Consider the following 25,130-nt stretch of genomic DNA (forward strand, 5'->3'; position numbering starts at 1 on the left):
TTATTTTTGTGGGAAATTTATGGTTTCGATCAATGAAACGTATGCTGCTAGATAGAACTGATAATAGCACCGCGTAAGCGGCATGACCACGATTTGTACAGGCATCATGTCGTTGGATAAAGAGTCAGTTTTGATTTTCTTGGTTCTGTTGGTCGGAACAGGTATCGATAATAAGAACATGTGATAGTATCGATTTCGACATCCGTCCGGGCGCGGGCGTTACCTACCTGAGCGTCTCTGTGGCAGGACGAGGGTCGACGCCTGTTCAGAAATTCGACGTTGGTGCCAGTCTACTATCTGAAATTATTATTTAATTCAATTGCTTACATGAAAATAAGAGAGGGCGGAAATGGCAAGCTCACTGGATCAAACGCAGGGGCACACACCGGCAGGGCGGCTTGCCGGGAAAGTTGCTGTTGTTATTGGTGCTGGACAAAGCCCGGGCGAAGGCATGGGTAACGGTCGAGCGGCGGCCATTCGATTTGCGCGTGAAGGGGCGCACGTCCTGGCCGTTGATCGGCAAATCGAGTCCGCTGAGGAAACTGCGGCGATGATCATTCAGGAGGGCGGTTCCGCTGCAGCATTTTCTGCGGATGTGACCCGGGAGCACGAGTTGGCCCTTGCCATGCAAATGGCAAAAAAACGTTGGGGGTCCCTGGATGTCCTGCACAACAATGTGGGGGTCAGCCTCGCCGGTGGTGACGCCGACTTGATGGACATCACCGAAGATCAGTTCGATAACATTTGCCGTATCAATCTTCGCGGTACCGTCTTTGCCTGTAAGCACGCAGTAGCACTCATGCGCGAACAAGGGGGCGGGGTTATCGTCAATGTGTCATCCGCGGCGGCATTGGGTAAGTATCCCTACGTTACCTACAAGGCTACAAAAGCGGGTGTCATTGCTTTCACCGAGCAATTGGCGCTTCAAAATGCTCCTTATGGGATCAGGGCAAACTGCATCCTGCCAGGCTTGATCTCGACGCCGATGGCGGTTGAGGCGCGTATTCAAGCGTGGAACCAGACGCGTGAGCAGGTCAGCGCGGAGCGCAACGCCAAGGTGCCGCTCGGCCGCCAGGGAACCGCTTGGGATGTTGCGAATGCGGCCCTGTTTCTTGCGTCCGATGAAGCCAATTTCATCACTGGTATCTCATTGGCGGTGGACGGCGGCCGGCTGCTCAATCGTATTTAATCGTAGTCCCCCACTGCTGGCAGTGGGGGACCATCGGCGCATTACCGCTCAATCAACGTAGCCCGACAATACCCATCCAGTACTGAAGTTGATTTCCTGGCGTCTCGACATCAACGCTTCGAGCGTACTTTAGATGCCCGTCATCACCTATCCGGAATATCGACAGTGTCGCGGGCGTTACAGTCAGCCCTTTTTCATCATCGTATGCGGCCAAGGCCTTGATACTCGCCGTGACGAGCAAGCGGCCACTGGGATCACAGGCAAATGTTCGGACGTGAAAGGAACGAGTGTCCACATGCTGAACGAGTGTGGGCTCGCCTGTTTCAGGGTTGATAGCGTAGACGGCTATGTTGTTTTCACCTCCGGAGAACACTTGGTGCCCCTGGTGGGAGTGCGTCGCATCTGCGCGATTTACTAGGTAAACAAACTTCCCGTTTGGATGAACATGGATTGCACCGGCGAGTTGTCGCGGGCGCACGTGCTCAGGGGTTCGCAGCGTTCCCCGCGTGAAGGCTGGCTCGGCCTCGATCCGGTCACCGTCATGTCGGAACATGTAGAGACGGTTGGTTCGCTCGTCGGCTGCGTAAAGCCACGGATGCGTCGGATGAAAGTCGACATGCCGCGGGCCGAAGTCATGGCCATGATTCGGCGCAACCACATCGCTCATTTGGAGATGCTCTTCAGTTAGCCGAAAAGAACGGAGTGCCCCGGGATCTTCCAGCTTGTCTGTCGTTGCGTTATTGCCGCGGTCAACTACCAGGACTTGTTTGGCGGATGGATAAAACATGACCTGGTGCGGATAGACCCCAAAGTCGGTGTTCGGATCCTGAGCCTGGCAGCTGCCAATTGTGCAGTCTGCGTTGATGCGGTGCACAGTCAATGAGCCGCGCTTGAAATTGTGGGCATTGACGATAAATCGTCCCAGGGGGTCGATACACAAATGTACCGCTCGGTAGGGAAGTCGCGCAGGTAAGCCATGAGTGTTGAGTTGCCCGTCAGGTCCCAACGAGTAAGCGCTGACGTGATTGTGATGGGACTCCACCCTCGGGCCACCGTCGCTTGTTGAGACATACAGGAAGCCGCCGGATGGATGAGGCCATGCGTATTGCACCTTTGAGGCCACAGTGACGCTTTCCATCCTGTGGAGCGTTGCGCTGTCTACGTCAATCATGTAGCGCGTGATGACATCATCTACGGCGCTGTAGAGTACGGCGCGGCTGCTCATTCAAGCCTCCGAATGGTCAATTGTGAACATGGGAACGGACATGCCGCTTTCTGATTCTTTAAACGCGACCCTGACCCGCTGCCCGATGCGAACACTGTCCAGATCAACATCGACAATGTTCGTAAGCATCATCAGTCCCTCGTCGAGGCGCACATAGGCAATGCAGTACGGTGCTGATGCGCCACGTCGTGTGATGCTGAAGGTGTAGATCGTCCCGGTCCCGCTTGCGGTGATCCATTCGACATCGATGCTCCAGCAAAACGGGCACAACGCACGAGGATAGTGATGCGGTTGATGGCAGGTATTGCAGTTCTTCAAGAGCAGGCGCCCCTCGGCCGCAGCGTCGAAATAGGGTTCATCACCGGGGTTCAGGATTGGGTCGCTGATGGGGCGTTCTGTGTAGGGGGTCGACATGTTTTTACTCCCTTTCCATGATGACGGTGGCTGCACCGTGCCGATGACCTATCGCGCCGCCGATGCCGGTGGCGAGGGCTAGCGAACAGTTGGGAACTTGCACCTTTGGATGAGCCTCGCCTCGAAGCTGTCGTACGGCTTCGATTATTTTTGTGATCCCACCGCGATTGGCGGGATGGTTATTGCACAGGCCGCCGCCATCGGTGTTGAACGGCAACTTGCCGATGCCCGAAATAAGGTTGCCGTCCGACACGAATTTTCCGCCTTCGCCTTTTTTGCAGAATCCCAGGTCTTCAAGTTGCAGGATGACGGTGATGGTGAAACTGTCATAGATGGAGGCGTACTGGATGTCGGCCGGCGTCACACCCGCCTCTTCGAAAGCTCGAGGGCCGGTCCACGCGGCTCCGGTATAGCTCAAGTCGAGGTGTCCACCCATCTGGTGTTTTGTGGATTCACCACAGCCAAGTATCCGTATCCGTGGTCTGTTGAGGGCCTTCGCAATCTCCGGGCGGGCAACGATAACTGCGCCGCCGCCGTCGCTCACGACGCAGGAATCGAGACGCCGCAGGGGGTCGGAAATCATCGGCGATGCCAATACATCTTCGACCGAGACCACTTTGCGCAACATCGCCAGAGGGTTGTGTTGCGCATGGTGAGAGGCGGCGACCTTGACCCACGCCAGTTGCTCGCTGGTTGTGCCGTACTCATGCATGTGGCGCATCGCACACATGGCATAGAGGTTCAACGTGACTGGGTTATAGGGCATCTCGAATGGCGCGTCCGGTAGATTGACGCCTCGTACGCGCGCCTGTATCCCAGAGATACCTTCAGAGTTGGGGCGGCCGGCCAGTGTAATCAGCGCCACGTTGCATCTGCCCGCTGCTATTGATTCTGCAGCGTGGGCGATATGGGCGAGATAAGAGCATCCTCCCATATCGGTCGAATCGACATGCCTCAGCTTGTCCAGATTCAGGTAGTTGGCCATCGACCATACATTCCCGCCGGGTGCATCGCCCGCGCAAAAATATCCGTCGATGTCATCTTTGCTTAATCCCGCGTCCTCAATTGCCCCTTTCGCCGCCTCCGCATGTAGCTGTGCCACCGAATGGTGGGGGGCCTTGCGTAGGGGGTGCTCATACGCTCCGACGATGTATGCCCTGCCTTTTATTGTCATCTCTAGGGTTTCCTCAGTGCATGAAGATGAAGCTCGAATGTGCTGTCCGGTACCTTCGTTCAGGGGGGATCGGTCCAGCGTCAAAGACTAAAGTAGCACGGCGCAAAGTTCCGATCAGTGAAATCTGTGCTGATTATCAAAACTCATGCTACCATCGATTCAACGTTGTTTGGAGCGCGGGATGGCGCTGCACTCAAATTTCCGGGCCAAACCAGGATGCTCATTGGATGCGAGCGGTCGCGGGGTAGGGGCAGGCCTTATTTTTTTTGAGACAGGAAGATGAGATGAGTGAAAGCCTGATGGTCAGTTACGAAGTCGAAGGCGTTGTGGCCGTAATCACAGTCAACAATCCGCCCGTCAACGCCCTGACTCCCGAGATGAGAGGGAGCATCATTGACGCCGTTGCCCATGCGAACGCCGACCCGGCTGTCGCGGCGATCGTGTTGATGGGGGCCGGTCAGAATTTCATCGCGGGTGCTGATATTCGACAGTTCGGCAAGGCGAGAACAATCACTACCCGCATGAGCGCCGCGGCACTTGACGCCAGCGCCAAGCCGACTGTCGCGGCTATTCATGGATATGCGCTGGGAGGCGGTCTCGAGCACGCCCTCGCTTGCCATTACCGGATTGCATTGCCCGAAGCCAAGCTCGGATTGCCCGAGGTCGCTCTCGGGTTGATACCAGGAGGCGGCGGTACGCAGCGCTTGCCGAGGCTGGTCGGGGCTGCCGTAGCCACCGATTTGCTCGTCTCAAGCCGCCATGTCCATGCCGCCGAAGCATTGAAGATCGCGCTTATCTCCCAGATTGTTCCAGGAACACAAAGCCAAGAGCTTCGTGATGCCGCCGTAAGCTATGCAAAGGCCGTGGCGCACGCTCAACCGCAGCGCGTACGCGATTTGGTGCTCGAACCGGTGGATGCGACAACCATGGATGTGCTGCAAGCGGCACGCCGCGAAGCAGCCAAAAAGTCTCCTCACAACAAGGCGCCACAGTACGCGATCGATTGTATCGAAGCAGCTTTCAGCCTGCCGTTTGATGAGGCTCTAGAGGTTGAGAGTCGCTTGTTTTCTGAGCTGGAGGGTTCTGATGTTGCCAAGGCACTTCGCTATGCATTTTTTGCCGAGCGTGAGGCTGCCAAGGTTCCGGATGCGCCCCCGGGTTTCAAGCCTGCTGGTGTGACGTCCGCTGCTGTGATTGGCGCGGGAACGATGGGCGCCGGTATTGCCATTTGCTTCGCTGATGCAGGCATTGTGGTGAAACTCCTGGAAGCGAGTGCCGAAGCACTGGACAGGGGCCTGCAGCGCATACGTGACATCTACGCCGTAAAGGTCAAGCGCGGACGAATGACTGTGCAAGAAATGGATGCATGCCTTCAGTTTGTCCAGCCTGTCTCCCATTACGAAGAGATCGGCGACTGTGATGTCGTGGTTGAAGCGGTGTTTGAACGGATAGATCTGAAGAAGGATGTGTTCACCAAACTTGATGCGGTGATGAAGCCGGGCGCGCTGTTGCTAACGAACTCTTCCGCGATTGATATCAACGTCATGGCCAACATGACAGGCCGGCCTCAGAGTGTCGCCGGCGCTCATTTCTTCGCTCCCGCGAACGCGATGAAACTGTGCGAAATCGTGAAGGGTGATCAAACCTCGATCGAGACAGTTGTGCGGGCCATGAAGATGGGCCGCGATCTTAAAAAAGTCTGTGCGGTCTCCGGGACGTGCGATGGCTTCGCGGCAAATCGCAGTCGCGCGCCGCTGGTCACGGAAATGATGCTACTGCTTGAGGAGGGAGCACGCCCTGAGCAGATCGACAGGGTCATGGTTGAGTTTGGCTATCCGATGGGACCGTTCGCAGTGAGCGATCTGTCCGGTCTCGATGTCAGCTATGACACGCGCAAGCGTCGCGCGGCAGCTGACCCTCAATACAGGAAGCTCCATGTCCCGGATAGGATGGTCGAGCTGGGCCGCAAGGGCCAGAAAAATGGGGCCGGGTGGTATCGCTATGAAGAAGGTGACCGCACACCTCGTCACGATGAAGAAGTGATGCGGATCATCGCGACCGTCGCCCATGAGCTTGGCACGCCTCAGCGTACCTTTACCGACAGTGAAATCCTCAGACGTCTGTTATTCGCCTCGATCAACGAGGCCTGCAAGATCCTGGATGAAGGCAAGGCATATCGAGCCAGTGACATTGATGTCATGTGGTTGTACGGCTTTGGATTTCCTCGCCATCGAGGAGGGCTGCTGTACTGGGCCGACACGATCGGGGCCACGGAAATCCATCTGCAAGTGCAGCAATGGCATGAGCAATACGGCAGGCGTTGGGCACCTAGTCCGCTGCTGTCGAAAGCGGCCAATGAAGGGCTGTCCCTGAGAGAGCTGAAATCAGTCATATGAAAAGCACGGCAATGGCAACCATGGCCGCGTGCGGCCGGTAACAGCTGTTCTGGCAAAGTGAAAGCAACGCCCTGGTTGCTGTCCCCCAAGGGTTACGAAACGCTTCCCATGGTCGGCAAAGGGGCCAACAAGTAGAAAATGAAACGGAAGAAAAATCATGAGCAATGACACGTCCACACAAGCCTTGTCCGAGGGCGAATTCAAAATTTGGCAATGCATTTTATGCGGTTTCATGTATGACGAAGCCGAAGGTATTCCGCAAGAGGGCATACCTGCTGGAACTCGGTGGGAAGATGTTCCCCAGGATTGGATTTGCCCTGAGTGTTCGGCGACGAAGCTGGACTTCGAGATGGTCGAGATTTGATTAATTGCCTTTCCGGCACAGTGTTTTTTCGGTGATTGAGGGCGATATCAACCGAGTCCCTTGGCGCCAAATGTAGAGGGAATTCAGATGTCCATTGAAACCAATAATAATGTCATCGCCGACGCTGACCATCCGCGCGTAGGCCTCTTCATCGACGGTGAGTGGATTTTCGACCGCCCCTCTTGCTTTGAAGTGTTGGACCCCAGCACCGAAGCATCGCTCACCAGCGTTCCCGGGGCCACGACCGCTGACCTGAAACGCGTGTTGGCCGCCGCTGAGCGGGGGTTCAAAATCTGGCGGGACACACCACCGGCTGAGCGTAATATCATCATCAGTCGTGCCATCGCAGGCGTGCGTTCACGTTCCGAAGAAATCGCGCAGATCATCACCCGAGAGAACGGCAAATTAATTGCAGATGCGCGTGCGGAGGTGGAGCGTTCGGCGAGCTTCTTCGATTGGGACATGGCACAGGCCCTGCGAGCCTACGGGACCATCGTTCCGGGCGAAGCCCAAATGCAGAAATCGATTCTTCGTCAGCCAATTGGTCCAGTCGCAGCGTTCACCCCATGGAATGTGCCGCTAAGCGCACCGTCGCGAAAAATCAGCGGTGCACTGTGCGCCGGGTGCTCCATAATTTTGAAAGCCCCAGAAGAAACCCCTGGCGCTGCAGTAGCCATGGTTCAGTGCTTCGAGCGAGCCGGTTTGCCTAAGGGCGTATTGAATCTGGTGTTTGGCAACCCGGCGCTAGTGTCTTCGACCCTGATCGAGTCGCCAGTGACCCGCATGGTGACCTTGACGGGGTCGGTGGCAGTCGGCAAGCACTTGAGCCAACTGGCGGGTGCGGCCATGAAGCCGGTGCTGATGGAGCTCGGCGGCCATGCCCCGGTCATCGTTTGCGAAGGGGTCAATGCCGCGGAAATCGGCAAGATGGCACTCAAGAGCAAAATTCGGATCAACGCTCAGTGGTGCGCTGCGCCAGGTCGCTTCCTGGTACACGAGAGTATCTACGACGAATTCGTAGCGGCGTTTGTGGCAACCGCCGATCAGGTACGTGTGGCCGACGGCATGGATACGAACGCTGACATGGGGCCGGTTACCAGTGGCCGGCGTCTCGCCGCGATGCAGCATTTTGTCGATGACGCATTGGGCCGTGGCGGCAAGGTTGCCGTGGGCGGGCATCGCGTGGGTGAGCGTGGCTATTATTTTGCCCCGACGCTGCTGGTCGACACCCCGCTGGATTGCGCCATCATGACCGATGAGCCTTTTGGTCCGGTCGCTGTCGCGGTTCGTTTCTCGACCCTTGATGAGGCCATCGAGATTTCCAACAGTCTATCCGTGGGCTTGGCTGCTTTTGCGTTCACCAATTCACTTGAAGAAGCTGAACGACTGAGTCGTGAGCTGGATGTAGGGGTCCTGTCTATCAACCATTTCGGTGCGCCGGATCCTGATACACCGTTTGGCGGTGTGAAGGACAGTGGTATTGGAAGAGAAGGAGGGCCCTGGAGCCTGGACTCGTACATGGTCAGCAAGACCGTGCTACAGAAAACTGCTCGCGTCTGACTCGGTGCCCCCAGTTCCCGTGACGGGCGTTGGGGGCTTTGGCTTTATTCGATGATCAAGGCCAATCCAGTGACCACTTGGATTCATAGGAGCATTCACTGAGGCAGACATTTCCTCAAGCCGCTTGCTGCTAACGTCGGAGTTTTTTTGATGCGTAAGGCATCAGCGCGTTTCGCAAGAACGCATCCGACTAAGGAGTCTGCCCATGAGTGCCAATAATGGTCGCCTGCCTATGATCGGGCTACTTGCCCTGTCCACTACAGCGTTTCTCACCATTTTGACCGAGACGATGCCGGCAGCGGTTCTGCCTGCGATGGCGGAGAGCCTTGAACAGCCCCCCGCTGGTATCGGTTTATTGGTTTCCATCTATGCATTGGCCTCCGCTGCGGCCGCAATCCCCATTGTGGCGCTCACTCGAGGTCTGCCTCGAAAATCGTTGTACATCATGCTCGTGCTGAGTTTTGCACTGGCTAATGGCGTCACCGCCATCTCGACGTCTTATACGGTGACGGTCGTATCGCGAGTGATAGCGGGGCTCGCCGCAGGAGTCGTCTGGCCAGTCATCTGCGGTTATGCCATCCGCTTGGTCGATCGCAAAGACATGGGACGGGCCGTCGCGATTACCCTGGCTGGGAGTACCGTGGCCATGGTCGCCGGTTTGCCACTGGGTAGCATGCTGGGCTCATTGCTTGGATGGCGTTTCAGCTATGGACTGCTTTCGCTGCTCGCGCTGCTTGTCATCGTTTGGGTTTTGCTGGTCGTGCCGTCCATGCCGGGTGAACAGCGCAAGGAGGGCACTTCGATTCGTGACGTCATTCGCACCCCGGGGCTGAGAGTGATCTTGGTGTCGGCTTTTTGCGCGATCCTGGCTCATTACACGCTGTACACCTACATGGCGCCGCTCGCGGAAAAAACCAGGCTGTCAGGCGGGACCGCTCAGGGCCTGTTTCTGTTCGGTACGGGCGCCATCCTGGGCGTACTGATTGCTGGACGTTTCGTCGATACAAGGCTGCGGCTCATAGCGACCACCGCGTTAACCTGCACGGCTGTGACGATGGTTGTGCTGATAGCGGCTCCGTATCAAATGATCGCTTCGGCTGCGATATTTGTGTGGGGGGCTTCGTTCGGTGGCATGCCGACCGTTTTCCAATCAGCGACGGGCCGGGTGGCAGAAGATAATGCGGAGCTGGCAACGGCGATATTGACGACTATCTACAACTTGGGGATTTTTGGCGGAGGTGCCGTAGGTGGTCTGCTCCTAAGCTACTTCGGGACAGTAAGTCTCTCGGGGTTTGCGCTGCTCATCGTTAGCGCTTCCCACGTGGTGGTCATGGGCGGGAGGCGTCACGCCTTTCCGCGGCAGTAAATTATTGCGGGATATATCTCCCTGATAGCGCGCGCGACGTAGATGAAATCCTCACAACCGCGCTTAGCTGCTGCCGAATGGTTAGTCGGCATTCACCGAATTGCGACTTGGCGTTGTTCAAGTGATGCAATTCTGTCTATCGCGATACCTCTTAACTCGTTGTTTTCATGGGTGAGTTCTTGATGCTATGACATCTGTCTTTTCAGGACGCGCAACTCATAGCGAAGCCACCGCTGCTCAACGGGGCTCGCGGTAGCGCGTTTCAAGCACGAGCACTGTTGAGAAAAGCTCATGAGCGTATCAACAAGGTGCCGTATAGCCAGCGGCCAATGCCGGGGCTAGGTTTGTCTCGCTGCTGCAGCAGGAATGCTTTCGTTGGATGCGGGACTTGAACGCGCACACCACAGGCATTGCACGCAGTCGTAATTTAATTTTATTACCCAAGCAAAGCAGGGCCGGATATGAATATCGCCGCAGTTAATACCTTGGAGATTCGAGTGATCGAAGAGGTTGACCAATACTTTGAACAGCGTTTAAAGGCGTACGCGGAGACTTTTGAAAAAGTACACGGATGCCTGGGCTATAGCGTGATTCGCAGCTCCCGCGATCCTGGTTTGTGGGTCTTCAGTGGCTACTGGAGCGCGGCATCGATGATGACTGAGCACTTTGAGAGTGAGTCGATGACGGCGTTGGTCAATCATTTGGTAACGTCATGTTCCAACCTGACGTTTGCCAGTTTCACGCCCCAAATCGGAAGGGGACCGCACGATGAAGCTTGATGAATCGCTATTTACGGCGATCGATCTCAATGCCTTGTTCATTCTCTTGGTGGTCTATCGCGAGCGAGGCGTGACGCGGGCAGCCGAACGACTGAACGTAAAGCAGCCAGCGGTGAGCAATACGCTGGCGAAGCTGCGCGTCCACTTTAAAGACCCCTTGTTTATCCGACGTTCCAGGACGCTGGTGCCCACGGCCAAGGCCAACGAAATCGTACGGGGGTTGGCGCCGGCATTGATGAGGATCCAGGACGTTATACGCCCCTTGGAAGGATGATCGGCAACGCTAGTCTGAAGCTGGTGTGGAGCAATCGACGATTAGGTCTGCATTATTCTGTTACATTGATGGATGGGCGCAGTGGGGAGTCGGGGCTTTTTCGTCGTTGATTAACGGAGCAATTTAATGAGCATCCCGTTCTCCGTGGGTATGCTCTGAGCTGTAGCTAAGAAAATTATCAGCGCACCAGCTCTCAGCCTCAAATAATCCAGCAGCTATTAATTACTTTTGTGCATGGCTCCATTCAATTGGATGTGGTGTTTTCTAGGTCGCGCCTCGAATACATTGACCTCGACGAATTGATCCTTTGTGGGCTTAGACGTAATGCCATGAAGGGTAGTGCCCGGCGTCAAAGCCCAATGCTCCGTTCAGCGCAGTTGGCCAGCTGGATTTGATTCCACTGGCGTTCATCGAGCCAGGCCGCAGTCGTTTTGGATGTCCACACATCGGTTCTTAATTAGGAACAACACCATGAAGAAATTATTTTTTACGCTGGCCCTGCTGGCCAGTTCGTTTACTGCGATGGCAGCCGATATGTCCAACGGCGCGAACAACTTTTTCAAGAGTGATAAGGTGACTGAGCAGAAGGTATCCTTCAATAATCAGTACCGAATGAAAGTCGTCGGGAACCTGTATGTCCCGAAAAATTTGAATAAGGCCAATAAAAGCCCTGCGATTGTCATTGGCCACCCGATGGGGGCGGTCAAAGAGCAAAGCTCAAATCTTTACGCTCAGAAACTCGCTGAACAAGGCTTTGTGACCCTTGCGATCGATCAATCGTTCTGGGGCGAAAGCGAGGGGCAACCGCGTAACGCCGTGGCGCCGGATATTTACTCCGAAGCGTTCAGCGCAGCGGTCGATTACCTTGGAACCCAGTCGTATATCGATCGCAACCGCATCGGCGTTCTCGGTATCTGTGGCAGCGGCAGTTTTGTCATCAGTGCGGCAAAAATCGACCCTCGGATGAAGGCGATTGCCACCGTCAGTATGTATGACATGGGCGCAGCCAACCGCGATGCGCTCAAGCACTCGCAAACACTTGAACAGCGCAAGCAGATCATCGCAGAGGCGGCTGAGCAGCGTTATGTAGAATTCACGGGTGGAGAAACCAAGTACACCGGCGGTACCGTGCATAAACTGGACGCGAACACCCATCCCATCCAGCGCGAATTCTTCGATTTCTATCGCACGCCTCGTGGTGAGTTCACCCCGGCCGGGTCTTCGCCTGAAGTGACGACGCATCCAACGCTGACCAGCAACGTGAAGTTCATGAACTTCTATCCGTTCAACGATATTGCGTCGATTTCGCCTCGTCCTATGCTGTTCATCGCAGGCTCTGAAGCACACTCGCTGGAGTTCAGCCAAGAAGCCTTCAAGCTGGCGGGTGAGCCTAAGGAATTGTTCATCGTGCCAGGCGCGGGTCACGTGGACTTGTATGATCGGGTGAACCTGATTCCGTTCGACAAGCTGACTTCTTTCTTCCGAACCAACCTGAAGTAACCCATCTTTGAAGCCGCAACTGCCCGGTTTGCATAGGATGTTGTGGCTTCAAGTCTGAACGTAGGTCGTAGTGCGCATCGCTCGACTTGCCCTTGGTGGAACGTTCATCCCTTGAGTCTTCATGGCTCTTTCAGGCCCTGCACGCTGTGCGGGGCCTTTTTTTCTGTCATGACTCGTGGCGCAACGCGGCGATTAATAACGCCATAGCCCCGGAGGGTTGCCGACGGCTTGGGTAATAGAGATGAAGTCCTGTCCACAGCGGGCACCAGTCTTTCAGTACCGGAATCAGGTGGCCGGCCTTGACATAGGGGGCCGCGATGTCTTCAGGTACATAGGCGATACCCAAGCCTGCAATGGCTGCATCAAGGCAATCATAAATACTGTTGTAAATCAGCTGACCATCAACCCGCATGTTCAACTGCCGGCCATCTTCCCCGAACTCCCAAGGCCACAATCCACCATGGGTAGGAAGACGCAGGTTTATGCAATTGTGCTGCATCAAGTCTTCGGGCGTCTTTGGTTCAGGGCTGCTGGCGAAGTAGCGTCTGGTCGCTACTGCGGTGAATCGCATGTCAGGACCGATGCGTACGGCGATCATGTCCTGGGCTATCGCCTCACCCAATCGGACGCCCGCATCGAAACGATCTGCTGCGATGTCGATAAGCCCATTGTCCGCGAACAGCTCGACTTTTATCCCAGGGTACTTCGGCAGGAATTTCTTCAACTTTGGGGAGATGATCGATCGGATGGCATGATCCGATGCGGTGATGCGTACGGTCCCGGTTGGGCTTTCGCCCAGCTCTGACAACGCCAGTAATTCAGCGTCGATCTCTTCGAAGCGGGGACCGACAGTTGCCAGTAACCGTTCACCTGCTTCCGTTGGCGAGACTGAGCGGGAGTTGCGCGCAAGCAAACGCGTGCCCAGATTTCGCTCCAGTGAGCTGACGGCATGGCTGACCGCGGATTGAGACAGGCCCAGATGCGCTGCTGCTCGAGTAAAACTCTTTTCCCGGGCGACGGCAATAAAGGCCATCAACCCACCAAAGGATTGCTTAAGGATGTCATCTTGCATGGCTTGAATGATCTTCGTGGGTGCGCATGAACAATAACATTCCAGTGCGTGGTGCGTAGAGTTTACGGAGGAGTTTGCTAGCGATGGTGAGTGACAGGGAAGTGTTGCCGAGTAGGGGAAACCAGCCCTCGGGCATGCAGACATTTGCGGTGTGGCTTAAGCCTATGACGTTATCTGACGGTGCTCAGACAAACGAATGATCAGCCGTGCCACAAAAGCCCCTGTCAGGATGACCGCAAACAACCGCAGGGTCTGCATTGCCAGCACCAGTCCCACGTCGGAATGCGTGTCCACCGCGATGATCGCCATCGTGTCGAGCCCGCCCGGGCTGGTGGCCAGGTAAATCGAGAGGAAGTCCCTGTCCGATATTGATGCCAATAGCCAGGCAGATAGTGCGCACAGCGCGATCAAAAGCGTCGCCCCCATTATCATCGCCGGCAGGCGCCGCCAGACGTACCCAATCGTTGGGCGGTCAAAGCGCAAGCCGACGTAGCAACCCAGCGCGCCATAAGCAGTAGCGAGGAGCCAGTCGGGCAGCGCGATGTGCAACAGGCCGCTGATTTGCAAGGCGCCACCCAGCAGCAACGGCATCAACAGCGCCCCGGCGGGCACTCGATTGCCCAGTGCAACACCAGCAAGCAGCGTGGCGATGGTCAGGCCTAGATTAAGTAGTCCGAAGCTTTGCGGCTCGACGTTTGTCACGTGCGTTTCGCCGCCTGTCGGTGCCCCGACCCAGTGGCTCACCAGTGCGCCGATCATCACCACGCACACGACTCGCACGTATTGCATGGTGGCGACCACTCGCGAATCGGCACCGTACTCATCCGCCATCGAGACCATCGCCGAGGCAGCGCCTGGAGCCGTTCCCCATGCGGCGGTGCTGGCCGGAATGCCTGCCCATACCAAGGCGAGCCCGACCAGAGCACTGAGGCAAACCGTTGCGGCGGTTGCCAGCAGCATCATCGGCCAGGACTGGGCCATCGAGAGAAGCACTGCCAGCGTCATGGAATGGGCCGCCAGAATGCCTACACAACCTTGGCCCAGCTTGAAGGCGTAGGGATGGAGCTGTATGCCCGCACCGAACGTTCCAAATACGATGGCGACCATCATCGGCCCCAGGAACTGGCCGGCTGGCACCCCTAGAAACTTCAGCAACTGACCGGCTGCTCCAGCCACTAGCGCAAGCGCCAACCATTTGAATGGCGCGGGGTAGGCATGTAGAGAAAATCTGGCAGAAGAAGACAAGAGTCGTGCTCCAATCGCTGGTCGCCTTGAGGGCGTGGCATCGCTATCGATGTGCTGATAATTATTGATAGCGTGTTTGATAAAGTCTATTTTCTAATATCGATTGATTGATAACTTTGGTTGATAGATATGGACCTGCGTGACCTTGCCTATTTTGAAGTCATCGCCGAGCTGGGCCATCTGGGCAGGGCCGCACAAAAGCTCAACCGCAGTCAGCCGGCGCTGACTAAAAGCATCCAACGACTTGAGGAGTCGCTAGGTGCCCGGCTGTTCGAACGCGACGGGCGTCGGATCAAGCTGACGGCAGTGGGGGAGTTGCTGAAGGTGCGTGGCAAACAGTTGCAGCAGAGCGTTGCCGAAACCCAGCGAGAGATACGTGATGTTGCCAACGGGGTAATGGGCAATATTCGCCTGGGCTGCGCTGCTTCCATGGCTGATCACCTGCTTCCGCACCTGACCGCGACTCTGCTTTCACGTGCGCCGCAGATCACCTTGAACCTGGTGATTGGGCAGGACGATTTACTGCGCGAATCACTTTTTTCCGGGCGGCTGGACATGGTGATCTGCCCGCAGTACGAAGCAGATCCTTTGTTGGAATTTCATGCGTTGTTTGACGATGAGGCAGTAGTGGTCGCCAGCCGCAACCATCCGTTGTTTAGTGCAGGTTATGAGTTGCGCGATTTGTGCCAGTACCGTTGGGTGCTGCCTGCCACCGCCGTGCCGGCCCGACGCTGGATAGACAATGCATTTCAGTCCAGAGACCTGCCTTTGCCTCAAGTACAGATCGAAACGACTTCGATCTCCTTGCTGCCACGCCTGATTGGTGAAACCAACCTGCTCAGCTTTCTGGCCCGGGAGACTCTCGAAGACGTAAAGGGTGTGACGCACCTTCGGGAGATCAAGCTCAAGGAAACAACAATGAAACGCACGATTGTCGTTTTCGTGCGAACCGGCGCCTATTTGTCGCCGGCGGCGCAAGTACTGCTGAATGTGCTTAAAGACGATGCTCCGCTGTTATTGAGGTAGCGGATGCATAGCGACGGCTTGGGGTACAAGAGGCTATCAGGCGGGCGTGGACTGGGTAAGCCGCCCGCCATTTCCAACGACCAGCGCTGCCAGGATGAGCAATACGCTGCCGCCAATCAGCGGAGCTGTCACCGATACATGATCCAGCAAGCTGCCACCGAAAGCGCCTCCGACCATGATCGCCATCTGGATAGCTGCAACCATCAGTCCACCGCCAGTTTCGGGCTCATCGCTTACCTCTTTGGCGAGCCAGGTCGACCAGCATACGGGGATGGCCGAGTACAACATCCCCCAGGCAAACATCATGATGGCGGCGGCTGCGAAACTGTAGCCCAGCTCGGCCAGAGCCACCGTCATGACAGCCAACGCCACCGGAAGCCAGCGCAACAATTGGAAGAGGAATTGTTTTTCCAGCAGTCGGCTGACGATGTACGTACCACCGAAACCGGCTATGCCCAGGCTCAACAACAAAACCGACAGTTGAGTGGAGTCGACGCCAGTAACCTGTTCGAGAAATGGCCGCAAATAAGTGAAAGCGGTGAACGTACCACCAAACGTCAGCATGGCGGCCAGCAGACCGAACATGACGTTCCGACGTTTCAGCACCCCGAACAGCCTGGAAAGGGGAATGGTTTTTTCGGGCTGCATTGCGGGCAAGCTTTTGTATTGCCAGATCACGTTAATGATGACAATCGGTACAAGCGCCGCGAACACAAAGCGCCACCCCAGATGACCTCCCACATAGGCCCCAATGGGGGCGGCAAACGCAGCGGCCACTGAGTGGCCCATATAGATCATGCCCAAGGCTTTGGGCACAGCCTCCTCCGGGACTATCCGAAGCACAGTGGCGGTGGACAATGCCCAGAAACCGCCGATTGCGACGCCTAGAAAAGCTCTGGCGATCATCAACCAAGTAAAGCCCGGCGCCAGAGCTATGACCACCAGCGAAATGAGCATCAGCAGGGTCATCGAGACCAGGACATGGCGTCGATCGAAGCGTCCGGCGATAGAGGCAATGCAAAGACTTGCCACCACCGCAAAGAAGCCGGAAATGGAAATGGCTTGGCCAGCCATGCCTTGTGAGGTGTGAAGGTCGGTGGCGATGGGCGTCAGGAGACTCACTGGCATGAATTCTGCGGCGATCAGCAGAGCCACGCAGAGTGTCAAAGACCCCACGGCGCTCCAGATTCGGCTGTCAATCTGGGCCGTATTCAAAGTTGAGGTAGTCATCGGTGTTCCTGTGAAATAACCAATACATGACGCCCTCGACAACTAGTGCGCCAGGCGAATGGACGAATTAATGAAAAGAAAAAATAACCAGGGATCGACCCCAGCGGGCGATGGGACGCTGTCTCATCGCAACTTGCTTGAGGCGAAATGATAGGGGGCTAAGTATGATCTGTAATGATCTGAAATCCGAAAGCGCCTATGAATGATGGCGAATAATTCAGATGCGAAAAAGGAAGGGTTCAGAGCACCGTTGACTATCCGGGGTACCGTAACTCATCGATTAGAACCTGCATCGCCCGAGACTTCTCGCGCTCGCTGGAGTAGTAAAGGTGCAGCCCCGGGAATGTTCTCCACCAGGCTTGCATGACAGGAACCAGAGTGCCGTTAACCAGATGGGGGTGGGCGATGTCCTCGGGAACATAGGCCAGCCCGAAACCCGATACAGCGGCATCCAGGATCTGATTGATGCCGTTGAATACAAGTCTGCCTTTGACTCTCGTATTGATTTCCTGGCCGTCCTTTTCCAGCTCCCACGCGTACAGGCCGCCACGTGTTGGTAGGCGCATATTTATACACTCATGCTCCATGAGGTCTTGAGGTCTGGTCGGCATGGCACGAGACTCCATGTAGGACGGCGCGCCCACCATTACAAAACGCATGTCGGGAGCGATACGAACGGCTTCGATCCCGTTTGCCAACCCGTCCCCGAGCCGGATGCCAAAGTCGAAATGGTCGGCCACGATGTCCGTCAAGCCATAGTCGATAACGACTTCTACACTGATTTGTGGGTATTTCGGCAGCGCTTGTGCCAATTTCGGCCAAAGAACAGTTTCGATGACATGGTCGGTTGCCGTGATGCGAATGTTACCGGCGGGGGTGTCGCCAAATTCAGCTACGGCGATCAGTTCGGTCTCGATTTCCCGCAACCGCGGTTCAACGGTATTGAGCAGACGTTCACCGGCCTCGGTGACGGATACGCTACGGGTCGTGCGAGTGAGAAGACGTACGCCGACTCGAGCCTCCAATCTCTGGATGCTATGACTGAGCATCGATTGAGAGATTCCCAGCTGGGAGGCCGCCCGCGTGAAACTCTGCTCTCGTGCTACTGCAATGAGCGCGAGCAGGTCGCTGTAGTGTTCCTTTGCCATTCATCATTCTCTGCGTGGGGGCGAATACTGTATCAGCTCAAGCGCCCGCTCCAAGGATCTATGTTCATGAGCCGGCCATGACAATCGTGGAGGGGATTAATCAATTTTGATCATACCTCTATTCGCCGTCGAGCCTTTCACCCGAACGCCATCCGTGTTTTTAATCGAAAAAATAACAAGAGGCCTTTCATGAAAATCGGAATTCTTGGCTCCGGCCGAATGGGCAGTCATCTGGGCACCATGTTCGCCAGGGTTGGCCATGAGGTTTCCTTCAGTTACTCGCGTAATCAGCAGAAACTTGCCGATCTGGCTGCATCGGCAGGCAAGAATTCACAGGCCAGCACGCCGGCAGAGGCGGCATTCAACGCTGACTTGGTCCTCTTGGCCGTGCATTGGCTTCAAGTGCCGGACGTCCTCAGCCAGGTGGATGACTTGAGCGGCAAAATCGTCGTGACCTGCTGCAATCCTTTAAACGCGGAAGACACCGAGCTTGTCATCGGCCATACGATTTCCGGTGCGGAAACGCTGGCACAGATGATTCCTGAGGCCTATGTCGTTGCGGCCTTCCAGTCGACGCCCAGCGAAGTTCTGTTCGATGTATTCGCGGCCAGGGACGAGGCGCTACGTCCCAGTTTGATCTTCTGTGGCGAGGACGAAGCCAGTAAAGCCACAGTTTCGGATCTTATCAGTCAGGTGGGCTTTGAACCGGTGGACGCTGGGGCTCTGAAGGTTGCCCGTTATATAGAGCCTTTCGCGATGCTCTCCGCAGTGTTGGCTTACGAAACGGACCAGGGGCCCGAATGGGCTTATCGCTTTGAGCGTTTTGACAGGTTGTTCAAAGGCACTTCCCGCGTCGGGAAATAGCGGGAGGAGTGGGTACATGCAGATTTATGATTACATCGTTGTCGGTGCCGGTTCTTCGGGCTGTCCGGTTGCGCGCGGTTTGTCTGACGATCCCCGGAACAACGTCCTGCTTATTGAGGCGGGACCTGCTTCAGATCGTTTCTGGGTCAATACGCCCGCGGGAATGGGCAAGCTCTATTTCAATAAGTCATTGAACTGGAATTTCCGCACCTCGCCTATGGAGAAGCTTCAAGGGCGTCGGATGTATTGGCCTAGGGGCAAATTGCTCGGTGGATCCAGCTCCATCAACGGCATGGTATTCATCCGAGGTCACCAAAAGGATTTTGACGGCTGGCGTGCCTTGGGCAACCCAGGCTGGGGGTATGAAGATGTCTTGCCGTATTTCAAAAAGATGGAGCACTTTGAGCGGGGCGGCGATGAATATCGCGGAGCGAATGGTCCGCTATGGATCAGTGATCCGGTCGTCAAAGAAAAGAGTAGCTACGATTTTATAGAGGCCGCTAACCGTATTGGTATCCCGGTGACCGAGGACATGAACGGCGCCTTGCACGATGGCGTAGGTTTCATGCAGCACAACATCCAAGACGGGCAACGGATGTCGACTTACCGGGCTTTTATCGAGCCTGTCATTGAACGGTCGAACCTGACGGTTCGAACCGGATGCGAGCTGCAGCGCGTTTTATTCGAGGGGCGTACCGCTGTCGGTATAGAGGTTTTGAAGAGTGGCCGTTTGGAGCGTATCTATGCGGCGCGCGAAGTGATTCTGTCAGCAGGCTCGCTGAAGACCCCACAGATGCTGATGTTGTCCGGCATCGGCCCAAGGGCTGAACTGGAAAAACACGCAATTCCCGAAGTTCTGAATTCCCCAGGAGTAGGGCAAAACCTGCAGGATCATTTTTATATTCACACAGCCTTCCGTTGCACCCCAGACAGTTCGTACAACGCAAACCTCGTAGGCCTGCGCAAGTACTGGGAAGGCTTCCGTTACCTGATGACCCGCAAAGGGTATCTTGCCCTTGGCTCTTCCCAGGTCGCGGCGTTTGTTAAAAGTAGCCCGGACGAAGACTACGCTGATCTCCAAATCAGCTTTCGGCCTATGACCTTTCAATACTTTCCCGATGGCACGGTTGACGTTGAAAAGCATCCCGGACTCGGGGTGTCGGTTTATCAGTTGCGCCCCAGCACCACGGGAACAGTGACGCTGCGCTCGACCAACCCGTCTGCCCCGGCCGATTACACGCCAAATTTCCTGAGCAGCGATTACGACATCAATGCTGTGATCAGTGGTGTGCGCTGGATACGCAAAATCATGAACAGCGAGCCCATCAAGTCTCGCGTGGTTTCGGAACAATTGCCGGGGCCCCACATTCGTACCGATGAAGATATCTACAACTATCTGGTCGAAACCGGCAACTCGGCCCACCATCAGGGCGGCACCTGCAAGATGGGTAACGACGCCATGGCGGTGGTGGACGAACGACTGCGTGTCCGTGGTATCGAGCGACTGCGGGTGGTGGATGCCTCGATCATGCCATTCATCACGTCGGGCAATACCAATGCGCCGTCCATCATGATTGGTGTGAAAGCCGCCGACCTGATTCGTGAAGATGCAATGGCTCGCCGGGCAAGCAGTTCGCCGGTCGAAACTGTTGGTTGAATCGGCGGGTACCGTGTTGCCACCTGTCACGAAAATCCTCAGCGAATAACAACAACTGGAGGCACCAGCAAGATGCACGATTACGCGAAGTTTTATATCGACGGTGAATGGGTAGAGGCCGCGACCTCCCAGCGCCAGGAATTGATTGATCCGACTACCGAAGAAGCGTTTGCCACGGTCGCCATGGCGACCGTTGAAGAGGTGGACACTGCCGTGGCCGCAGCTCGGCGTGCATTCAAAAGCTATTCGCAGTCTTCCCTCGATGAGCGTTACGACCTGATCAACCGTATCATCGAAGCCTACGAATTGCGCGCCGATGATTTTGTACAGGCCATTGCGCAAGAGGTGGGTATTCCCTGCAGCGCCCGTGCTCAGGTCATGGGGCCAATCGAACATATGAAGGTCGCTCGCGACCTGTTGAAGACGTACGAGTTCGAGGCGCGAATTGGCAATACGATCGTTCGCCGTGAGCCCCTGGGTGTCTGCGCACTGATCTCGCCTTGGAACTGGCCGATCCAGACAACCGTCATCAAGCTGATCTATGCGCTGGCCGCCGGTTGTACAGTCGTATCCAAGTCCAGTATCAACTCGCCGGTCAGCGCTATTCTGCTGACAGAGGTGCTGGATGCCGCAGGCGTACCCAAGGGCGTTTTCAACATGCTCAACGGTTCGGGGCGAGTGATTGGCGAGGCAATGTCGAAGCATCCCGATGTCGACATGGTTTCCTTCACGGGCTCGACCGGTGCCGGTGCGCAGGTAGGCGAGGCAGCGGCACGCACCATCAAACGCGTGTGCCTGGAGTTGGGCGGGAAGTCGGCGAATATCGTGCTGCGAGACGCCGATCTGGAAAAGGCCGCGCGCTGGAATATTCAGCGCGGCTTCTTCAATACCGGACAATCCTGCCACGCGCCGAGTCGCATGTTGGTGCATGAAAGTCAGGTGGAGCAGGTCATTCCGTTTCTGGTTGACGAAGCAAACCGATTCCGTCTCGGAGACCCGCGAGATCCCGCCACGACCATGGGGCCGATTGTCAGCCGGGCACAATTCAACAGCATCCAGCGCCACATACAGTCGGGCCTCGATGAGGGTGCACGACTGATTGTTGGCGGACTGGGACGCCCCGAAGGCTTCGAACGTGGTTTTTTCACCCGTCCGACCGTGTTCGTCGATGTGACGCCGGAGATGACTATTTGCCGGGAAGAGATTTTCGGGCCGGTCTTGGTGGTGGTGCCTTATTCCACCGAGGCGCAGGCATTGGAAATCGCCAATGACTCGCCTTATGGGTTGGGTGGCTATGTATTCGGTGGGGACCGGCGCAAGGCGTATGAGTTCGCCAGCGGCCTGCGTGCCGGGCGCGTTTGTTTTAACGGCGCGCCGACTAACTCGCTGACGCCTATGGGTGGCTACAAGGAATCCGGCATTGGCCGCTCGATGGGCGTTTTCGGGTTGCAAGAGTATCTGGAAATCAAATCGGTCTATGGCTTTGACGAGGAAGCCGCAGCACTGCCGTCGTTGAAGGCCTGATACGACTATCCAAGACCAAGCGGTGCCGCGCCGATGATTGGCGCGGCACGCCTGCCGTTTGAAGAGAATATTTATTCATCTGATTAATAGCACCTTGCGAGCTGACTCACGTGGTTCGCTTGCTGTGCCACGGACGAGCCCAGTAGGGTAAGGCTCGTCTAAAAAGACGACGTTGCAGGTGTTGTTATTGCGAATGGTCAGTTGCCAAAGATTATCCGCAGGTCGTGCTCGGCCATTTTTCACACTGTTTTCAATCGAGGCATTCTTACAATGGAACTCAACGTAAATGGCACTGTGTATGAGGTTGAGGCGGATGCGGATACACCATTGTTATGGGTGATTCGCGACGATATCGGCCTGACCGGAACCAAGTACGGGTGCGGTTTGGCGCAATGCGGCGCCTGTTCGGTCATGGTGGACGGCGTGCTGCTTCGCTCATGCGTTACACCGGTTGAAGGGGTAAAGGGCAAACAGATTCGCACAATCGAAGCCATTGAAGACGACGAGTTGGGCAAGCGCGTAGTGGCGGCCTGGGTCAAGCATCAAGTCGCCCAGTGTGGCTATTGCCAGTCTGGCCAGGTAATGGCCGCCACTGCGCTGTTGCAGCGCATTCCCAAACCTTCCCAAGCCGATATTGCTGCCGCCATGACGAATCTCTGCCGTTGCGGCACTTATAACGCGATCAAGACTGCTGTCGATGAGCTTGCTGGTGCTTGAGCACGCGCAATTCGACTGAGCTGCGACTGCGACGTGCCTGGTGACAATGCCGACGGCTAATCCTGACCACCTTTAATGGAGCAGAGATTGGTCTGCTGCCAGGCCGAGCATTGAATGCAAACACAGGGGAATACTATGTCAAAACTGGATGATTCAATCGCCGAGCGCGGCGTACTCTCCGACGCTCAACCTGTGAACGTCTCTCGCCGCCGTTTTTTGCAAGCATCGGCTGGCGTCACGGCGGGTGCGCTTGTTATCAGCTTCGGAATTCCCCTTGGCCCGTTGCGGGCTGCCGAGCGTGCCCAGGCATTGCCGCCTGGCGCCCGTGTACCGGCGTTCCTGGAGATTCGTCCGGATAATACCGTTCGCCTGCAGAGCCCCTTTATTGAGGGGGGGCAGGGCATTTTCACGGGCATGGCACAGGTCGTGGGTGAGGAGCTCGATATAGATCCAGCCAGCTTTCTGGTGGAGAACGCGGCGCCCGGGAATGACTTCAAAGTCATGGAAGGTGGCATGCGCTTCACGGGTGGTAGCCGGTCGATGCGCGCGAGCTACATGACCATGCGCCGACTGGGCGCATCGGCGCGCCTGATGCTGTTGCAGGCCGCGTCATCTCACTGGAAGGTGCCGCTGGCGCAGCTGACTACTGAGCCAGGGCGGGTCATTCATGTCGCTTCCAATCGATCGATCACCTACGGTGAACTCGCGCCGCTAACGCTCGATTTGCCCATTCCCGATCCGCAAACCGTTACTCTGCGCGACCCTGCCACATTCCGCTGGATCGGTAAGCCGGTCCAGCGAATAGACGTCTACGACAAATCTACTGGTAAGGCGCAATACACCATCGATACTCGTGTCGAAGGCATGCTTCATGCTGCGGTACAACATGCGCCGCGCCTGGGTCTGCAAGTGGGCCTGGTGCGCAACGAGGATCAGATCAGAAACCTCAAAGGCGTACATTCGGTGCACCGTCTTGAGGGGGCAGTGGCGGTGGTTGCGCAACGCTGGTGGGTGGCCAAGCGTGCCGTCGAGGCTCTGCAAGTGGAGTGGACGGAGCCGGGTGGCGATTCAACCGTGCGCTACATGCCGGCTAATTTCGACACCCAGGCCTATGCGGAGCAATTGAGTAAAACCACCGACGCCGGGGATGAGGCCGAACGTGAGGGCGACCTGCAGCAGGGGCTGGCCGGCGCCAAGAAAGTCGTCAGTGCGACTTACCATACCCAATACCTCAACCACGCCCAGTTGGAGCCGCCCTCGGCCCTGGCGCGCTTCGACGCTGAAGGCAATCTCGATCTGTGGCTGCCGAACCAGGCCCCGGATTTGTTTTTGGCCGACGTCGCCAAGCGTACCGGTCTGGACCCTTCCAAAATCACTCTCCACTCTCCGCTGCTGGGTGGCTTTTTTGGCCGGCATTTTTTATACCCGAATGCATCACCTTACCCTCAAGCTATCCAGCTGGCTCAATCCACGGGTCGACCGATCAAGGTGATCTGGAGCCGCGAGGAAGAGTTTTTGCGTGACGTGCTTCGTCCTTCCGCCGTAGTGCGCTTTCGCGCTGGCCTGGATGAACAGGGCATGCCGGTGGCCTTTGAAGCAATTAGTGCCACGGAAGGGCCAACTGAGGGTATCGCTAACAAACAAGGAGACAAAATCGACCCGACCGCCGTCGAAGGCCTGGCCGGTAAAAAATACGCCATTGCCCATCGTCGGATCGCTCAACTGTACTCGCAGACCCCGGTGATGCTGGGCTACTGGCGTTCAGTCGGGAACTCCATCAATGATTTCATGTATGAAGCTTTTCTGGATGAGGTGGCGGATGCCGGCGGTCAGGATCCCTATGAGCTGCGGGCCAAGCTGCTGCAGGGCAACGAGCGGCTAAGCCACTTGCTCAAGGCCGTGGCCGACCTGTCCGGGGGGTGGAAACGAGGGCCGTTCACGGCGCAAGACGGCACCAAGCGAGCAAGAGGCGTTGCAATGGCATCGCCATTTGGTACCGAAACGGCGGTGATCGCAGAGGTTTCCATCAGCAACGGAGCTGTGAAGGTTCACGACATCTGGCAGGCAATCGATCCGGGTAGCATCGTTAATCCCGCCATCATCGAGGCTCAGGTCAACTCAGCCGTGGCCCTTGGCTTGTCTCAAACCCTGATCGAACAAGCCATCTACAAAGGTGGTACGCCGGTGGCGCGCAATTACGACCTCTACCGCATCCTCACACCGGAAATGATGGCCAGGGTCCATGTCCGTGTGGTGGAGAGTGGTGCGCCAATGGGCGGAATCGGTGAACCGCCTCTGCCTGCGGTGGCACCGGCGGTTGCTAACGCCGTCTCGCGACTGACCGGTCAACGAATTCGCAGCATGCCTCTATCGCAGTACCGCTTCGACACCTGATGAGGAATGGTT

21 protein-coding genes are annotated in these 25,130 nt (G+C 56.3%); 14 read left to right on the forward strand and 7 right to left on the reverse strand.

Features of this window, described 5'->3' with window-relative positions:
• Positions 1 to 349 precede the first annotated feature (349 nt).
• Positions 350 to 1,189, forward strand: a complete 840-nt coding sequence (locus PBDP_RS11195) for an SDR family NAD(P)-dependent oxidoreductase (RefSeq protein ID WP_201005369.1) — start codon at positions 350 to 352, stop codon at positions 1,187 to 1,189.
• A 52-nt stretch (positions 1,190 to 1,241) separates the two neighbouring features.
• Here the strand turns inward: PBDP_RS11195 and PBDP_RS11200 are convergent, their stop codons facing one another.
• From PBDP_RS11200 to PBDP_RS11210, 3 genes are read right to left on the reverse strand one after another with little or no spacing between them, the layout of a single operon-like run.
• Positions 1,242 to 2,414 (reverse strand): lactonase family protein, encoded by a 1,173-nt coding sequence (locus PBDP_RS11200; protein WP_212796434.1) that lies wholly within the window; start codon positions 2,412 to 2,414, stop codon positions 1,242 to 1,244.
• Positions 2,415 to 2,828, reverse strand: coding sequence for a Zn-ribbon domain-containing OB-fold protein (locus tag PBDP_RS11205; RefSeq protein WP_201005365.1), 414 nt, complete (start codon positions 2,826 to 2,828; stop codon positions 2,415 to 2,417).
• 4 nt (positions 2,829 to 2,832) lie between these two features.
• Positions 2,833 to 4,002 (reverse strand): thiolase family protein, encoded by a 1,170-nt coding sequence (locus PBDP_RS11210; RefSeq protein WP_201005362.1) that lies wholly within the window; start codon positions 4,000 to 4,002, stop codon positions 2,833 to 2,835.
• Between the two features lie 284 nt (positions 4,003 to 4,286).
• On the opposite strand from PBDP_RS11210, the gene PBDP_RS11215 reads away from it, so the two are divergent.
• The 7 genes from PBDP_RS11215 to PBDP_RS11245 all read left to right on the forward strand — a co-directional run bounded on the left by PBDP_RS11215 (position 4,287) and on the right by PBDP_RS11245 (position 12,241).
• Entirely contained in the window at positions 4,287 to 6,398 is a 2,112-nt protein-coding gene (locus tag PBDP_RS11215) for a 3-hydroxyacyl-CoA dehydrogenase NAD-binding domain-containing protein (RefSeq protein WP_212802243.1), read from the forward strand.
• A 184-nt stretch (positions 6,399 to 6,582) separates the two neighbouring features.
• Positions 6,583 to 6,762 (forward strand): rubredoxin, encoded by a 180-nt coding sequence (locus PBDP_RS11220; protein ID WP_348532647.1) that lies wholly within the window; start codon positions 6,583 to 6,585, stop codon positions 6,760 to 6,762.
• A gap of 87 nt (positions 6,763 to 6,849) precedes the next feature.
• A complete protein-coding gene (locus tag PBDP_RS11225) occupies positions 6,850 to 8,322 on the forward strand; it encodes an NAD-dependent succinate-semialdehyde dehydrogenase (protein WP_212796432.1) in 1,473 nt (490 codons plus the stop codon).
• A 205-nt stretch (positions 8,323 to 8,527) separates the two neighbouring features.
• The gene (locus PBDP_RS11230) at positions 8,528 to 9,688 is read left to right on the forward strand and encodes an MFS transporter (RefSeq protein WP_212796431.1); all 1,161 of its coding nucleotides are present in this window, start codon (positions 8,528 to 8,530) and stop codon (positions 9,686 to 9,688) included.
• Between the two features lie 461 nt (positions 9,689 to 10,149).
• Entirely contained in the window at positions 10,150 to 10,467 is a 318-nt protein-coding gene (locus tag PBDP_RS11235) for an antibiotic biosynthesis monooxygenase family protein (RefSeq protein ID WP_212796430.1), read from the forward strand.
• A complete protein-coding gene (locus PBDP_RS11240; protein ID WP_212796429.1) occupies positions 10,457 to 10,741 on the forward strand; it encodes a LysR family transcriptional regulator in 285 nt (94 codons plus the stop codon). The genes PBDP_RS11235 and PBDP_RS11240 overlap by 11 nt, the downstream gene beginning before the upstream one ends.
• A gap of 471 nt (positions 10,742 to 11,212) precedes the next feature.
• Positions 11,213 to 12,241, forward strand: a complete 1,029-nt coding sequence (locus tag PBDP_RS11245; protein WP_212796428.1) for an alpha/beta hydrolase — start codon at positions 11,213 to 11,215, stop codon at positions 12,239 to 12,241.
• Between the two features lie 166 nt (positions 12,242 to 12,407).
• Here PBDP_RS11245 and PBDP_RS11250 read toward each other — a convergent pair whose 3' ends face one another.
• Entirely contained in the window at positions 12,408 to 13,313 is a 906-nt protein-coding gene (locus PBDP_RS11250; protein ID WP_212796427.1) for a LysR family transcriptional regulator, read from the reverse strand.
• 162 nt (positions 13,314 to 13,475) lie between these two features.
• Positions 13,476 to 14,558, reverse strand: a complete 1,083-nt coding sequence (locus PBDP_RS11255; protein ID WP_212796426.1) for an AbrB family transcriptional regulator — start codon at positions 14,556 to 14,558, stop codon at positions 13,476 to 13,478.
• A gap of 129 nt (positions 14,559 to 14,687) precedes the next feature.
• Between PBDP_RS11255 and PBDP_RS11260 the strand changes: the two genes are divergently transcribed.
• Positions 14,688 to 15,584 (forward strand): LysR family transcriptional regulator, encoded by an 897-nt coding sequence (locus PBDP_RS11260; RefSeq protein ID WP_013692834.1) that lies wholly within the window; start codon positions 14,688 to 14,690, stop codon positions 15,582 to 15,584.
• A 36-nt stretch (positions 15,585 to 15,620) separates the two neighbouring features.
• Here the strand turns inward: PBDP_RS11260 and PBDP_RS11265 are convergent, their stop codons facing one another.
• Both PBDP_RS11265 and PBDP_RS11270 read right to left on the reverse strand, forming a co-directional pair.
• Positions 15,621 to 16,814, reverse strand: coding sequence for an MFS transporter (locus PBDP_RS11265; protein ID WP_212802244.1), 1,194 nt, complete (start codon positions 16,812 to 16,814; stop codon positions 15,621 to 15,623).
• A 254-nt stretch (positions 16,815 to 17,068) separates the two neighbouring features.
• Entirely contained in the window at positions 17,069 to 17,962 is an 894-nt protein-coding gene (locus PBDP_RS11270) for a LysR family transcriptional regulator (protein ID WP_013692836.1), read from the reverse strand.
• Between the two features lie 189 nt (positions 17,963 to 18,151).
• On the opposite strand from PBDP_RS11270, the gene PBDP_RS11275 reads away from it, so the two are divergent.
• From PBDP_RS11275 to PBDP_RS11295, 5 genes are all read left to right on the forward strand, one after another.
• Positions 18,152 to 18,826, forward strand: a complete 675-nt coding sequence (locus PBDP_RS11275; RefSeq protein WP_212796424.1) for an NADPH-dependent F420 reductase — start codon at positions 18,152 to 18,154, stop codon at positions 18,824 to 18,826.
• 16 nt (positions 18,827 to 18,842) lie between these two features.
• A complete protein-coding gene (locus PBDP_RS11280; RefSeq protein ID WP_212802245.1) occupies positions 18,843 to 20,483 on the forward strand; it encodes a GMC family oxidoreductase in 1,641 nt (546 codons plus the stop codon).
• Positions 20,484 to 20,555: 72 nt separating this feature from the next.
• Positions 20,556 to 22,007, forward strand: a complete 1,452-nt coding sequence (locus tag PBDP_RS11285) for an aldehyde dehydrogenase family protein (protein ID WP_212802246.1) — start codon at positions 20,556 to 20,558, stop codon at positions 22,005 to 22,007.
• Positions 22,008 to 22,277: 270 nt separating this feature from the next.
• On the forward strand, positions 22,278 to 22,724 hold the full coding sequence (locus PBDP_RS11290) for a (2Fe-2S)-binding protein (protein WP_013692840.1): 447 nt from the start codon (positions 22,278 to 22,280) through the stop codon (positions 22,722 to 22,724).
• 135 nt (positions 22,725 to 22,859) lie between these two features.
• A complete protein-coding gene (locus PBDP_RS11295; RefSeq protein WP_212802247.1) occupies positions 22,860 to 25,118 on the forward strand; it encodes a xanthine dehydrogenase family protein molybdopterin-binding subunit in 2,259 nt (752 codons plus the stop codon).
• The last annotated feature ends 12 nt before the right edge of the window (positions 25,119 to 25,130 follow it).

Origin of the sequence: Pseudomonas sp. St290 (assembly GCF_018325805.1) — a bacterium.
GTDB lineage: Bacteria > Pseudomonadota > Gammaproteobacteria > Pseudomonadales > Pseudomonadaceae > Aquipseudomonas > Aquipseudomonas bijieensis.

Bases quoted from the DNA above. Each gene is read 5' to 3' on its own strand.
- PBDP_RS11280 (WP_212802245.1), top strand. From the start codon at position 18,843: ATGCAGATTTATGATTACATCGTTGTCGGTGCCGGTTCTTCGGGCTGT.
- PBDP_RS11230 (WP_212796431.1), top strand. From the start codon at position 8,528: ATGAGTGCCAATAATGGTCGCCTGCCTATGATCGGGCTACTTGCCCTG.
- PBDP_RS11270 (WP_013692836.1), bottom strand. From the start codon at position 17,962: ATGGCAAAGGAACACTACAGCGACCTGCTCGCGCTCATTGCAGTAGCA.
- PBDP_RS11295 (WP_212802247.1), top strand. From the start codon at position 22,860: ATGTCAAAACTGGATGATTCAATCGCCGAGCGCGGCGTACTCTCCGAC.
- PBDP_RS11240 (WP_212796429.1), top strand. From the start codon at position 10,457: ATGAAGCTTGATGAATCGCTATTTACGGCGATCGATCTCAATGCCTTG.
- PBDP_RS11265 (WP_212802244.1), bottom strand. From the start codon at position 16,814: ATGACTACCTCAACTTTGAATACGGCCCAGATTGACAGCCGAATCTGG.
- PBDP_RS11260 (WP_013692834.1), top strand. From the start codon at position 14,688: ATGGACCTGCGTGACCTTGCCTATTTTGAAGTCATCGCCGAGCTGGGC.
- PBDP_RS11245 (WP_212796428.1), top strand. From the start codon at position 11,213: ATGAAGAAATTATTTTTTACGCTGGCCCTGCTGGCCAGTTCGTTTACT.
- PBDP_RS11195 (WP_201005369.1), top strand. From the start codon at position 350: ATGGCAAGCTCACTGGATCAAACGCAGGGGCACACACCGGCAGGGCGG.
- PBDP_RS11225 (WP_212796432.1), top strand. From the start codon at position 6,850: ATGTCCATTGAAACCAATAATAATGTCATCGCCGACGCTGACCATCCG.
- PBDP_RS11215 (WP_212802243.1), top strand. From the start codon at position 4,287: ATGAGTGAAAGCCTGATGGTCAGTTACGAAGTCGAAGGCGTTGTGGCC.
- PBDP_RS11290 (WP_013692840.1), top strand. From the start codon at position 22,278: ATGGAACTCAACGTAAATGGCACTGTGTATGAGGTTGAGGCGGATGCG.
- PBDP_RS11285 (WP_212802246.1), top strand. From the start codon at position 20,556: ATGCACGATTACGCGAAGTTTTATATCGACGGTGAATGGGTAGAGGCC.
- PBDP_RS11200 (WP_212796434.1), bottom strand. From the start codon at position 2,414: ATGAGCAGCCGCGCCGTACTCTACAGCGCCGTAGATGATGTCATCACG.
- PBDP_RS11275 (WP_212796424.1), top strand. From the start codon at position 18,152: ATGAAAATCGGAATTCTTGGCTCCGGCCGAATGGGCAGTCATCTGGGC.
- PBDP_RS11235 (WP_212796430.1), top strand. From the start codon at position 10,150: ATGAATATCGCCGCAGTTAATACCTTGGAGATTCGAGTGATCGAAGAG.
- PBDP_RS11250 (WP_212796427.1), bottom strand. From the start codon at position 13,313: ATGCAAGATGACATCCTTAAGCAATCCTTTGGTGGGTTGATGGCCTTT.
- PBDP_RS11210 (WP_201005362.1), bottom strand. From the start codon at position 4,002: ATGACAATAAAAGGCAGGGCATACATCGTCGGAGCGTATGAGCACCCC.
- PBDP_RS11205 (WP_201005365.1), bottom strand. From the start codon at position 2,828: ATGTCGACCCCCTACACAGAACGCCCCATCAGCGACCCAATCCTGAAC.